The sequence below is a fragment of the Pseudomonas sp. BF-B-26 genome (assembly GCF_019956495.1).
Lineage (GTDB): Bacteria > Pseudomonadota > Gammaproteobacteria > Pseudomonadales > Pseudomonadaceae > Aquipseudomonas.
The window spans coordinates 1-13,075 of the sequence record NZ_JAHBDP010000010.1 but is presented as its reverse complement, the minus strand read 5'-3'; the positions used below and the strand labels follow the sequence as shown (position 1 = coordinate 13,075).

Here is a 13,075-nt window from a genome sequence, read left to right as displayed (position 1 = left end):
CGCGAAAGCGGTGCATCAGTCAACATCGTTGCTGTCTGACCCACCGCTTTCGCGAGCAAGCCCGCTCCCACATTTGATCCAGCCCGGTACAAAAATTTGGTTCGACGCCTGAAAATGTCAGGCGTCGAAGGGTCTATCAGGCTTGCGTCAGTTTCGCCGCAGCGCGCTCGAAACGGTCCAGACCCTCATCGATATCAGCGTCTTCAACCACCAGGCTTGGCGCGAAACGAACCACGTCCGGGCCGGCTTGCAGAATCATCAGGCCTTCTTTTTCAGCGGCGTTGAAGATGTCCTTGGCCTTGCCTTTCCAGGCGTCGTTCAGCACGCAACCGATCAACAGGCCCATACCCCGGACCTGGGTGAACAGGCCGTACTTCTCGCCGATCTGTTCAAGGCGGGCCTTGAACTTGTCGTGCTTGGCGTTGACGCCGGCCAACACTTCAGGGGTGTTAACCACGTCGATCACGGCTTCCGCGACAGCGCACGCCAGCGGGTTACCGCCGTAGGTGGTGCCGTGAGTGCCGACGACCAGGTGTTTGGCCAGGTCTTCGGTGGTCAGCATTGCGGCGATCGGGAAACCGCCGCCCAGGCTCTTGGCAGTGGTCAGGATGTCCGGAATCACGCCGTATTGCTGGTAGGCGAACAGCTTGCCCGTGCGACCCATACCGGTCTGCACTTCATCGAACACCAGCAGCGCTTGGTGCGCGTCGCACAGATCACGGGCACCTTGCAGGTACTTGAGTTCGGCCGGAATGACACCGCTCTCGCCCTGGATTGGTTCCAGAACCACAGCGCACGTCTTGTCGGAAATAGCCGCTTTCAGCGCGGCCAGATCGTTGTACGGTACGTGGGTGATACCGGTGATTTTCGGACCGAAGCCATCGGAATACTTCGACTGACCACCGACGTTCACGGTGAACAGGGTACGACCGTGGAAGCTGTTGAGCGCGGCGATGATTTCGTACTTCTCGCTGCCGAAACGATCGAAACCGACGCGACGGGCCAGCTTGAAGGCGGCCTCGTTGGCTTCGGCGCCGGAGTTGCAGAAAAACGCGCGCTCGGCAAACGTGGCGTTGATCAGCTTATGGGCCAGGCGCAAGGCCGGCTCATTGGTGAACACGTTGGACACGTGCCACAGCTTGTTCGCCTGCTCGGTCAAGGCACCGACCAGCGCCGGGTGCGCATGGCCCAATACATTAACGGCAATCCCGCCGGCGAAGTCGATCAGCTCGCGGCCAGACTGGTCCCAGACGTGGGAACCGGCGCCACGCACAGGGATGAAAGCGGCAGGCGCGTAGTTGGGAACCATTACCTGGTCGAAATCGGCGCGTTGTACCGCAGCGTGCTCAACGGACATCGGAGTCTCCTGATGAGGAACACTCGCCTGAAACTGGCGAGCGATGGGGGGATTGTAAGGACAGTTTTCAGCCCGGCCTTGCCGCCAAGCGACAACTTCTTATAGCGCAAACCCCGGTTTCAGCCGGGTTTACGGCAATGCGACATATAGCGTCGCAAAGGCGCAGTTTAAACTGCCGGCACAGGTTATAGGCAGGGCTGTCGAGCGGTGCGGTAAATATGTACCGCACGGAACCGATCATCGTCTGTTTTGCTGGCGGCTCATTCAAAACGCTAAGGGAATAGCGCATGAGCCGATACGAGAATGATCGTCCTTCCACTACAGGAGGCAGCGAATCCGCTACGCAACCGGACGATCACTACCATCACCTGTTCAACAATCTGCCAGCCTGGGTATTAGAGGCATCGTCCAGTACACACAGCGCCCTCAAGAACGCCACGCCTATGACGCAGGACTGGCATGGCACCGCAACACCGCTGCAGCACCAGTCGCTGAAAAAGCTCAGTCAGGAACACTGGACCCATCGAAATCGTCTGGACTCAATGCTGTCGAACCTGCAAAGCGCACAAGCCTTCGCCGAACCGCTGCTGAGCGACGCCCTGAAAACCCGGTTTGACCTGGATCTGGACGTCAAAACCACCTTCCTGCGCCTGTACATCCCTCAAACCGTGCCGATTTTCGGAATCAAGACTGGCGCGGCGCGCACCTGGACCGTGTCGATGCTCGATGCCGCTCTGCATAACTTCCAGGAATCGGAAACAGCGGCAGGGGCTTACGAGCCAGCCTCGACGTTCATCACCCAACCTTCACCCACAGGGCAGTTCGATACGCTGCCGGCAGTCAAGCAAAAGCTCTCTATCCCGGCCTTTACCCGGTTATGCCGGGAACTGGACATCGGCGCCCGGTACACCGCTTACCTCAAAGACAATCTGGGCCTGTCCAACCCGGTAGCTGGCACGGTGTTGAAATCGAAGGTGATCGGTTCGCACAAAACAGCACTCAAATCTGCACTGCAGATGGCGCAAATCCGAAAGGACATTCCAGCGGATGCCCATCTCTCGATCCAGCGCATTCTGGAGGGGCGTTCGGGTGCTCGACTGGGTGGGCAACCGCTGTATGGTCACGACCTGACAATGATGTCCTCCTCGCTGACCGGCATTGTCATTTTCGCGGCGAGCCTGGAGCGCGCACGCACGGCAACACGGATCATTGCCTACATTCCCGATGATCCAGAGCATCCTCTCAAGGAATACCCGGACACGTTGGCGTTCATGGCAGAGCTGACCCGCAAATTGCGCTCGCCCGCCTATCAAACGTTCTTCAGTCGTTTCGTCGACCACAAGGAAAGAGGACATTTTTTCGCCGACCTCGACCGTCGCCTCCAGAGTGTGACCTGGCAACAACACCGATACGGCGACCCACTGCCGAGCTGGCGTGAAACGCCCATCGACAAGCCTGATTTGCGGTTTTCGGCGATCCCGTTCAGAGCAGACCTGTGGAACCATCTCTATCAGCGACAGCTGAACAAGATCCTCAACGATGCAAGCACACTCGCCGTCGCCACCGCCTCTGTCGACAGCAACGCGCGATGGGCATTGTGGGACGCCTTCAGCAAAGTGGCCTCGACAATCCTTGAAATCGCGACGTTCGTTGCCTTGCCTTTCGTCCCGTTTCTCGGCGAATTGATGCTCGCCTACATGGCCTACCAGTTACTCGACGAAACCTTCGAAGGCATCGTGGACCTGGCTGAAGGGCTGAAAAAAGAAGCGCTCGGACATCTGGTGACGTTCGTCGAAACGGTGGTTCAGGTGGGGACATTTGCAGTGGGCGGCGCCATCGCTGCCCGGACTCTCAGCCCTCTGCTCTCTCGTGAAGCTATTGCACTTGTCGACCCACTCAAACCCGTCACAACGCCCCAAGGAAAAACCCGCTACTGGAAGCCGGATCTCAAGCCTTACGAACAAGCACTCATTTTGCCGGAAGGAGTAAAACCCGATCATCTCGGCCTTTATCAAAACGAGGGCAAGACGCTGCTGCCACTGGAGGGAAAACTGTATGCCGTGAAGCCCGACCAGACGCCAGGCACGTTTCAGATTGAGCATCCAAACCGAACCGATGCCTATCAACCGTCTCTGCTGCATAACAACCATGGCGCCTGGCATACAGATCTGGAGCAACCCCTGAACTGGGACCGGGAAAAGGTCATGCGCCGCCTCGGCCATAGCGTCGAGTCGTTCACCAACGCCGAGCGCGAACAGATCCTGCGGGTCAGCGGTTACCACGACGACGTCATGCGCGAAATGCATGTCGAACATTACCGTCCGCCTTCGCTGCTGACAGACACGATCAAGCGCTTCAGGATCAACCGGGACATCGAAACCTTTATCGAACAGATCGGCAGCGACCAACCCGAGCGCTATCGCAAGGCCGATGTAACCCTGCAACATCAACTGCTGAGCAGCTACGACTCGTGGCCCGGCGACACGCCAATGCCTGCACCGCAAAACCAAACGCAAGCCTTCAGAAAACAAACGGCCGAACTCGCCCGAAAGCACCACCAATCGCTGTTCGAGACCCGCTACCGCGCACAGGAAAAAACCGATGATCGGCACGTTCAGCGATTGCTCGACGATGTGAGGGGTTTGCCGACCGATGTCGCGCAAGAGTTGGTGAGCAATGCAACCGGGACCGAGTTACGCCTACTGCACAACGGTCGCACGCCCCCGCGGCTGAAGGAGGCAGCTCTGAAAGCCATGGAGGCCGTACGCGCAACCCGAGCTTGCGAAGGCCTTTATTCCGACGTTCTGGACAACACCGACACCCACCGACTGGCCTTGCAAAGCCTGAATTCGCTACCTGGTTTTTCCGCCGAACTGCGGATTGAAGTGAGGGATTACACCTATAACGGACTTGTGCGCGACAGCATTGGCCTGGCCGATGCAACGAACCTGAAAACGCTGGTGCGCGCCGAAGACGGTACCTATCAGGTTTATCAAGACAGCAAATCGGTGCCCGGTGATTTTTATCAGGGACTTTTTCAGGCATTGCCGCAAGCGCAGCGCAATGCGTTGAGCCCATCGATCACAAATGCCCGGGCACTCAAACTACGCATCGCCGAACACGCATTGAACCAACCGGCACTTCGCAAGCTGTTCGCAAAAAATCCCAATCGAAAACCGTTCTATGATCCGACGACCATGCGCTTGCCTGGCGGCTCAGATGGATACCGGCGCATGCCCTCCCCGACGTCATCGCTCAACGAGCGTGTTCGCGAGGTTTACCCCAGCCTTACCGAGGAGGAACTCCGGTCTGTCGTTCATCAGTTACAAACGCATCCCGATGGCGCTCGCGTAGAGCTCTCACGCCTGGCCCGCGAGCTCTCGCGACTGCATCAGGAATTGAACACCTGGATAAATGACTCGCCCACTGTCCACCCGCAAACCCGAGCCCCCCTGAGCGAACTGGAACGACAGGCCGCTCAACACAATCGCAGGCTGCTGGCCCAGGAAATCCAGCGCAGCTGGCGTCGACAATCAGAACGGGACCTCGATGGCTCGAATGACACGCCGCGCTATGCGCTCAGATTCGCCGAGCCGATTCTTGGTGATCTACCCACGCTGACGGCCGATTTCTCCCACGTGTCGTCGCTAACCCTTGAAGGCAGTCGTGCTGTGCAGGGTGTCCCCGAGTTTCTTCAACGCTTCACCAACTTGCGCCGCCTCGATTTAAAACGCTTTTCCCTGACCACTCTCCCCGAAGCCATTCCTCGGATGGCCAACCTTGATGCACTGGTGTTAAGCGACTGCGCAATCAGGTTCGATGCAGCTAACTGGGCGAAACTGTCTTCATTGAACAAACTGGTCAAGCTGGATCTGTACCAGAACCCGTTCACTATGGTGCCCAGTGTCGAATCCATGCCCGAGCTTGTTTACCTGGACCTGAGCCGTACCGGCCTGACCGGCATTCCCGACAGCGTAGTTCGCCACTCCAAACTTGATACCGCCAAGCTGCTACACAACCGGATCAGTGAACTGCCTGCGCAATTGTTCGAAAGCCCGGCGTACACCAAACGCGCAATACACCTGACGCACAATCCGCTTTCGGATAACGCCCGACAACTGATCAAGCATCACTACTTCAGCAGCTCATATGATTTGGGCGTCTATGCCCCAGAGGCGGACATCAACCGAGTCAGGGCCCTGTACCCGAACCTGGAGGTCGAACAGGCGAGCGAGTTTGTCTATGAATTGGCCGGCACTCTGGCTGACGGCCGGATCGAGCTGACACACCTTGAAGCGGAGTTGGCGAAACTGAGCAACGACCTGGCGGTATGGACTTCCGACCTTCCGGCCCAGCACCCGTTGACGGGTGAACCGTTCACCGCTCAACAACAGCTTGTCGAACACATGAACCGCGACCAGTTCAAACAGACGCTGGAGCAGTGCTGGCGGCATGAAAGCGAACTGGATGATTTCAATGAGGCGTTGGAGCCCACCTATGAACTCTTTTTCGAGTCCGACATCAACGGCGAGCTGCCGACCCTGAACGCCGACTTCAGTCATGTGACATCGCTGGAGTTGCGCAGCGTCGACGGAGTGACCCGCATCGGGCATTTTCTGGAGTCGTTTACCCACCTCAAAAGCCTGCGACTGCGCGACTGTAATCTGGGCAACATTCCCGATGCTGTGTTCAAGATGGGTCGACTGCGGTCGCTGTCACTTCCGCAGTGCCGCGTCAGACTTTCAGCGGAATCGGCAAGTGCGCTGGCGGGTATGGAACAGCTCGATTATCTCGATCTGGCCCACAACCCTCTGGGGCAAACGCCAGACCTGAGCCAGATGACGGAGCTCGTTACCGTACTGCTGAATGACACCGGCATCACCGAAATCCCGTCTGGCCTGCTGCAAATGACAGAGTTGGACTGGGCCGACCTCAGTGGCAACGCCATTACCGAAGTCCCCAGCGACGTAATGGAACTGCCGACGGAAGTCGCTGAAAACATCAGTTTTCGAGGTAATCGGTTTTCCGAGGAGAGCCTGCTGCGGCTGATCGGTTACTTCGAACGGACGGGCATAGACTTTGGTGTGGAAGAAGTGATCAATCGAGGAGAGATGGACGTCTCGACGTCTGAAGGCTCCGAAACAGAGGAGTAAACCAGCCTCGGCAGGTGACGTGCTGCCCGGTCACCCACGCTCCGAGGGCACCGACGACAATTCGAACGGGCTGCTGCTGCGCCGCTGGTTGCGATCTTCCCGCGGCGTGGCGCCGAAGAAGTTGCGGTAGGCGCTGGAGAAATGCGGCCCCGAGGAGAAGCCACACGACAGACCGATCTGGATGATCGACTTGCTGGTTTGCATCAACATCTGCCGGGCCTTGTTCAGGCGCAGTTCCAGGTAGTACTGGCTCGGCACGCGGTTGAGGTATTGCTTGAAGATCCGCTCCAGCTGCCGACGGGACACGCACACATGCTGGGCGATTTCGTCAGTGGTCAACGGCTCTTCGATGTTGGCCTCCATCAGCAACACCGCTTGGGTGAGCTTCGGATGGCTGGAGCCGAGACGGTTCTGCAGTGGGATGCGCTGGCGTTCGCCACCCTCACGGATGCGTTCGACCACCAGTTCTTCCGAGACTGCACCGGCCAATTCGGCGCCGTGGTCGCGTGCCAGCACGGCCAGCAGCAAGTCGAGTACCGACATGCCGCCGCACGCGGTCAGGCGATCGCGATCCCAGTCAAACAGATGACTGGTGGCGATGACTTTCGGGAAGCGTTCGGTGAAATCGTCCTGCCAGCGCCAATGCACGGCAGCGCGATAACCGTCGAGCAAACCCAGTTGCGCCAATGGGTAAACACCGGCCGACAAACCACCGATCACGCAGCCAGCACGCACCAGTTGTTTCAGCGCACTGCTGAGCGCTGGCGCGAGTGTGGTCGGCGGCTCATCGGCGAGCAGGAACAGTTTCTGAAAGTTCTCGAGCTTGCCGGCCCACGGTTCACCCGGCAACTGCCAGGCACCTTCGGTCGGCGGTTCGGCCTGCAAAAACGACAGTTCGTAGACAACGTCCGGATGCACACGCTGGGCAACACGCAAGGCCTCCTCAGCCAGCGCAAGCGTCAGTGCTTTAGTGCTGGGCCAAATCAGGAAACCAATTCGATGGGCAGTCATGGCGGGCAATCCGAAACAAAGAACAGAATGAAGGCATGGGCCAAGGCTAGCCCGTAAATGAACGCAAATCTCGAAACCGGCAGAAATCAAAAATGTGGGAGCGGGCTTGCTCGCGAAAGCGGCGTATCAGTCAACATCGTGGCTGTCTGAACCACCGTTTCGCGAGCAAGCCCGCTCCCACAAGGGATCAGGGCCAGCCTCTAGATTGCGAAGCATGCACTATCCCGGTGCGCAACGGGAGTTCGGTTTACTTCAGGCTACCCGAGAGGAATTGTTGCAGACGTTCGGATTGTGGATTGACCAGCACCTCACGCGGGTTGCCGCTTTCTTCGACGACACCTTTGTGCAGGAACACCAGCTGGTTCGACACTTCACGGGCGAAGCCCATTTCGTGCGTCACCACCACCATGGTCCGGCCTTCCAGTGCCAGGGCCTGCATGACTTTCAGCACGTCGCCCACCAGCTCCGGGTCGAGCGCCGACGTCGGTTCGTCGAACAGCATGACCTCAGGTTCCATCGCCAACGCACGGGCAATCGCCACACGCTGCTGCTCGCCGCCGGACATGTGGCCCGGGTAAGCGTCTTTACGATGGGCCACACCGACCTTGTTCAGGTAATGCTCAGCCTTCTCGCGGGCTTCGGCCTTGGACATGCCGAGCACGTGGACCGGCGCTTCCATGATGTTTTCCAGCGCGGTCATGTGCGACCACAGGTTGAAATGCTGGAACACCATCGACAGGCGCGAACGCATGCGTTGCAGCTGTTTCGGGTCGGCCGCTTTCAGCGCGCCTTCCTTGTTGGCGACCAGTTTCAGCTCTTCGTTGTTGAGCAGAATCTTGCCCGCGTGCGGCTGCTCGAGCAGGTTGATGCAGCGCAGGAAAGTACTTTTGCCGGAGCCACTGGAGCCGATGATGCTGATCACATCGCCAGCCGCCGCTTTCAGGGACACGCCCTTGAGCACTTCGTGACTGCCATAGCGTTTATGCAGGTCTTGGACTTCAAGTTTGTACATGCGGTCGGTTCTCACAAAAACAGTCAGTCAGTCGTTGAGCAAGCGCCCGTGACGCAGCGCTTCGCGCCCCGCCACCTTGGCCAGCCAGAAACCGGGTTGGGCATAACGCAGCCGTTCAATGGCAAACAGCACCCCGGACGTACCAGCACACACCGTGCTGACCCGATCCGATAACGGATCGATCACTTCGAAAATCTCATCGCCGGCTTCAATCCATTCACCGGGTTTACGCAAGAAACTGATCACGCCAGGGTGTGGCGCAAACAGTAATTCGGTGCCTTCGAACGGCATGCCTTCGCAAGCGTCTTGCGCAGGTTTTGGCCATTCGCCGCTGATCAAGCCTTGCTCGGCAAGGAACGCCAAAATGCCTTCGGCGTAAGCGCTGGCTTCAGCGCGCCCGGTATCGGCCTGACCACCCAGTTCAATGGTAGTCGCCAGGCAGGCCAAGGGAATCTGCGCATCCGGAAACAGACGCGACAGACGCAACCACGGCAGCGAACAGGCTTCGTCAAACGAACTGCCACCAGAATCTTCCGCCAGCAGTCCCACCTTTACGTTCAGGTGCGCGGCCAACGAACGCCATTGCGGCCAGTGTTGCGGCAAGGCGTACATGTGCAGCGCCGCTTCGGCATCGCAATGCAGATCCAGCACCACGTCAGCGGTGCAGGCATGGCTGAGCAAAATGCGTTGCATGCCTTGCAACTGACTGGCGGCGGGCGGCAATGCGGCGAGCACATCGCTCATGGTCTGACGGATCAGCTGAATATTGGCGTGCGGATCATCACCCAGGTGCCCGTCCAGCTCGGCGGCCACTGGCGCGCTCAGCTCGACGAAATCCCGGTTGAAGTTCTTGCCGCTGCCCGCCTCGAAACGCCCTTGATGATTGCCCTGAAGCAGTTGGCCGAGGCCCAGTGGATTGGCCACCGGCACCAGTTCGATCACACCGTTGAGCAAGCCTTGGGCTTCGAGTTCGGTCAGGCGCTTTTTCAGCTCCCAAGCCGTACGCATGCCCGGCAATTCATCGGCGTGCAGGCTGGCCTGGATGTAGGCCTTGCGCTCGCCAGAGCCGAAGCGGAACACCGAAATCTGGCGTTCGCTGCCCAAATGGCTCCACGGCAATGAATGATCGATGCGTTCCATATCAGTGCTTCCGCGGGGCCAGATAGCCCAGCCAGCGGCGCTCGGCCAGTTTGAACATCCGCACCAGAATGAACGTCAGGCACAGGTAGAACACGCCGGCGGTGATGTAGGCTTCGAACGGCAGGTAGAACTGCGCGTTGACCGTACGCGCGGCACCGGTAATGTCGATCAGGGTCACGATGGACGCCAGACTGGTGGTCTGCAGCATCATGATCACTTCGTTGCTGTACTGCGGCAGTGCCCGGCGCAGGGCCGATGGCAGCAGGATGCGCTTGTACAGTTTGAAGCGCGACATGCCCATGGCCTTGGCGGCTTCGATCTCGCCGTTCGGCGTAGCACGCAGGCTGCCGGCGATGATTTCAGCGGTGTAGGCGCTGGTGTTGATCGCGAAGGCCAGGCACGCACAGAACGTCGCGCTGGACAGCCACGGCCAGAGGAAGCTTTCACGAACCGCTTCGAACTGCGCCAGACCGTAGTAGATCAAAAACAGCTGCACCAGCATCGGCGTGCCGCGGATCACGTAGGTGTAGAGCCAGGCCGTCATGTTGACGGCTGCGTTCTTGGAGACGCGCATCAAGCCCAGCGGCAATGCGCACAGCAGGCCGAAAAACAGCGACAGCGCGAGCAATTTGAGGGTGGTCACCAGGCCGCCGAAGTACAGCGGCAGGGCCTCCCAAATGACGTTGTAGTCGAAGATCATAGATCAGCCGCCCTTACGCCTACCGAGTAGCGCTTCTCAAGGTGACGCAATGCGAGCAACGAAACGCTGGTGATCACCAGGTACATTGCCGCCACTGCGAGGAAGAAGGTGAAAGGCTCGCGGGTGGCATCTGCCGCCTGCTTGGCCTTGAACATCATGTCTTGCAGCCCCACCACCGAAATCAGCGCGGTGGCCTTGGTCAGGACCAGCCAGTTGTTGGTGAAACCCGGAATCGCCAGGCGAATCATCTGTGGCACCAACACCCGGAAGAACACCTGAAAACTGCTCATGCCGTACGCCATGCCGGCTTCTGCCTGACCCTTCGGGATCGCCATGAAGGCACCACGGAAGGTTTCCGACAGGTACGCACCGAAGATGAAGCCCAGGGTGCCGATACCGGCGGCCAACGGGTTCAGGTCGATGTACTCGTCAAAACCAAGCATCGGCGCGACGCGGTTGAGCAGGTCCTGACCGCCGTAGAAAATCAGCAGGATCAGCACCAGGTCGGGAATCCCGCGGATCACCGTGGAATACAGGTCGCCCAGCCAGGCCAGCCAGCGAATCGGGGACAGACGCAGCGCAACGCCGATCAGACCCAGAACAATGGCCAAGACCATGGACGACAAGGCGAGCTGAAGCGTCAGCCATGCGCCATCGAGGATGACAGCCCCGTAGCCTTTCAACATGATTCAGGTCCTCGAAAAGGGGGATGAAAAAATGGCGCAAACCTCAGAGATCCTGTTGCTTGCGCCATTTCGGACTTGTCGCCGGGGCGTATTACTTGCCGTAGATATCGAAGGCGAAGTATTTGTCCTGGATTTGCTTGTACTTGCCGCTCTCACGAATGGCGGTGATCGCGGTGTTGATCTTGTCTTTCAGCGCGTCACCCTTGCGAACGGCGATACCTACGCCGTCGCCGAAGTATTTGACGTCGGTGAACGCCGGGCCAACGAAGGCGAAACCTTTGCCAGCGTCGGTTTTCAGGAAACCGTCATCCAGCAACGTAGCGTCTGCCACGGTGCCGTCGAGGCGGCCAGCAGCCACGTCGAGGTAGATTTCGTTTTGCGAACCGTAAGGCTTGATCTCGGCACCCAGCGGGGCCAGCACTTCACGGGCGAAACGCTCGTGGATCGAACCACGTTGCACGCCGATGTTCTTGCCCTTGAGCTCAGCCAGGCTGTCGCTGACTGGCGTGCCGGCCTTCATGACCAGGCGAGCCGGGGTGTTGTAGTACTTATTGGTGAAGTCCACGGACTTCTTGCGGTCTTCAGTGATCGACATGGACGACAGGATCGCGTCGATCTTGCGCACTTTGAGTGCCGGGATCAGACCGTCGAACTCTTGCTCGACCCAAACGCACTTGACCTTCATCTCTTCGCACAGCGCATTGCCGATGTCGTAGTCGAAACCAACGATGCCGCCGTCCGGCGCTTTGGAAGCGAACGGAGGGTAAGCCGCTTCGATACCAATTTTCAGAGGCTTTTCATCGGCGAAAGTCGGCAGGGACAGCACGGACAGTGCCAGGGCGCCAAGCAGCACGAGTTTCTTCATCTTGGGACTCCATCGGTAAAGGGCTAAAACGGCAGAGTGAGCGATAGCCCAATATGCGAATGAGTGGAACCGCAAAGCGGTGCTGCGTCGTACGAATCGCGCGCTTTTTTCAACGCGAGCAACAACGAGCGAGTGATCGGCATTCTAACGACAGGCCCGAAGCCGATATTTCTTCAATGCGACAACTAATTACAGAAGCACCGAGAAAGCCGCCTGGGCGCGTTGACAGCCTTGCAAATTCATGCAAGAGCAAAAGACAGTGAACCGATCTATGCTGCAAATTGCGGGCCTATTATTGGCAAACCCTTCTAATCCGGCAAGCGCAGCGTTGTGTCTTATTTTTTATGAGCGCTTATGAGGTGCGAAAAGGCATTTTGGCGTTTCCCTATGCCCCGGATTCGATTGAGCGGTTACACATTCAGTTACTTGAACGGTGGCGGGTAACAGTGGGAAACCACCTACAGGCGATACCGATAATTATTGGCTGTTGTTGATGTGGTGTCTGACAGGACGCCTTCGCGAGCAAGCCCGCTCCCACAGTAGTTCTTTGGTGATCACAAGTGCTGTGTCCACTGGAGATCCTGTGGGAGCGGGCTTGCTCGCGAAGAGGCCCGGACTGCCAATACAAAAACCCCAGGCAGTAAAAAGCCCCGCCAGGCGCAATGCCGGGCGGGGCTTTGGTGACTCAAGAACCGTTTAGGCGACGTTCATGATCTTGTGCTCATCAATCAAATGCTGCACCACACCCGGATCGGCCAGGGTGGAGATATCCCCCAACCCATCGTATTCGGCCGTAGCAATCTTGCGCAGAATGCGGCGCATGATCTTGCCCGAGCGAGTCTTCGGCAGCCCCGGCGCCCACTGGATAACATCCGGCGAAGCAATCGGACCAATCTCCTTGCGCACCCAGTTCTTCAGCTCCAGGCGCAGTTGCTCGCTCGGCTCTTCGCCAGCGATCAGGGTGACATAGACATAAATGCCCTGCCCTTTGATGTCGTGCGGCACACCGACCACCGCCGCTTCAGCGACTTTCGGGTGGGCGACCATCGCGCTTTCAATCTCGGCGGTGCCCATGCGGTGGCCGGAGACGTTGAGCACGTCATCCACGCGACCGGTAATCCAGTAGTAACCGTCTTCGTCACGACGCGCAC

At 58.5% G+C, this 13,075-nt stretch carries 9 protein-coding genes; 1 reads left to right on the top strand and 8 read right to left on the bottom strand.

Annotated features, from left to right (window positions below; translation table 11 throughout):
* Positions 1–136: 136 nt before the first annotated feature.
* Positions 137–1,357: an aspartate aminotransferase family protein gene (locus KGB03_RS00650; protein ID WP_111451534.1), complete on the bottom strand. Its 1,221-nt coding sequence runs from the start codon at positions 1,355–1,357 to the stop codon at positions 137–139.
* 287 nt (positions 1,358–1,644) lie between these two features.
* Between KGB03_RS00650 and KGB03_RS00645 the strand changes: the two genes are divergently transcribed.
* A complete protein-coding gene (locus tag KGB03_RS00645) occupies positions 1,645–6,510 on the top strand; it encodes a dermonecrotic toxin domain-containing protein (protein WP_223525872.1) in 4,866 nt (1,621 codons plus the stop codon).
* A gap of 30 nt (positions 6,511–6,540) precedes the next feature.
* Here KGB03_RS00645 and argR read toward each other — a convergent pair whose 3' ends face one another.
* The 7 genes from argR to KGB03_RS00610 form a co-directional block, all read right to left on the bottom strand.
* Positions 6,541–7,521 (bottom strand): transcriptional regulator ArgR, encoded by a 981-nt coding sequence (argR, locus tag KGB03_RS00640; RefSeq protein ID WP_008154322.1) that lies wholly within the window; start codon positions 7,519–7,521, stop codon positions 6,541–6,543.
* Positions 7,522–7,768: 247 nt separating this feature from the next.
* Positions 7,769–8,533 (bottom strand): ABC transporter ATP-binding protein, encoded by a 765-nt coding sequence (locus KGB03_RS00635; protein ID WP_223525871.1) that lies wholly within the window; start codon positions 8,531–8,533, stop codon positions 7,769–7,771.
* A gap of 27 nt (positions 8,534–8,560) precedes the next feature.
* Positions 8,561–9,673: a M14 family metallopeptidase gene (locus tag KGB03_RS00630; RefSeq protein ID WP_218538763.1), complete on the bottom strand. Its 1,113-nt coding sequence runs from the start codon at positions 9,671–9,673 to the stop codon at positions 8,561–8,563.
* A 1-nt stretch (position 9,674) separates the two neighbouring features.
* The gene (locus tag KGB03_RS00625; RefSeq protein ID WP_218538764.1) at positions 9,675–10,373 is read right to left on the bottom strand and encodes an ABC transporter permease; all 699 of its coding nucleotides are present in this window, start codon (positions 10,371–10,373) and stop codon (positions 9,675–9,677) included.
* Positions 10,370–11,059, bottom strand: a complete 690-nt coding sequence (locus KGB03_RS00620) for an ABC transporter permease (protein ID WP_111451529.1) — start codon at positions 11,057–11,059, stop codon at positions 10,370–10,372. The genes KGB03_RS00625 and KGB03_RS00620 overlap by 4 nt, the downstream gene beginning before the upstream one ends.
* 91 nt (positions 11,060–11,150) lie before the next feature.
* A complete protein-coding gene (locus tag KGB03_RS00615; RefSeq protein ID WP_218538765.1) occupies positions 11,151–11,924 on the bottom strand; it encodes an ABC transporter substrate-binding protein in 774 nt (257 codons plus the stop codon).
* A 696-nt stretch (positions 11,925–12,620) separates the two neighbouring features.
* A partial coding sequence (locus KGB03_RS00610) for an AMP-binding enzyme (RefSeq protein ID WP_411739721.1) occupies positions 12,621–13,075 on the bottom strand: 455 nt, incomplete at its 5' end.

What these genes read in the sequence shown, in the direction of transcription:
- KGB03_RS00650 (WP_111451534.1), bottom strand. Translation starts at nt 1,357, where the DNA reads ATGTCCGTTGAGCACGCTGCGGTACAACGCGCCGATTTCGACCAGGTA.
- KGB03_RS00645 (WP_223525872.1), top strand. Translation starts at nt 1,645, where the DNA reads ATGAGCCGATACGAGAATGATCGTCCTTCCACTACAGGAGGCAGCGAA.
- argR (WP_008154322.1), bottom strand. Translation starts at nt 7,521, where the DNA reads ATGACTGCCCATCGAATTGGTTTCCTGATTTGGCCCAGCACTAAAGCA.
- KGB03_RS00635 (WP_223525871.1), bottom strand. Translation starts at nt 8,533, where the DNA reads ATGTACAAACTTGAAGTCCAAGACCTGCATAAACGCTATGGCAGTCAC.
- KGB03_RS00630 (WP_218538763.1), bottom strand. Translation starts at nt 9,673, where the DNA reads ATGGAACGCATCGATCATTCATTGCCGTGGAGCCATTTGGGCAGCGAA.
- KGB03_RS00625 (WP_218538764.1), bottom strand. Translation starts at nt 10,373, where the DNA reads ATGATCTTCGACTACAACGTCATTTGGGAGGCCCTGCCGCTGTACTTC.
- KGB03_RS00620 (WP_111451529.1), bottom strand. Translation starts at nt 11,059, where the DNA reads ATGTTGAAAGGCTACGGGGCTGTCATCCTCGATGGCGCATGGCTGACG.
- KGB03_RS00615 (WP_218538765.1), bottom strand. Translation starts at nt 11,924, where the DNA reads ATGAAGAAACTCGTGCTGCTTGGCGCCCTGGCACTGTCCGTGCTGTCC.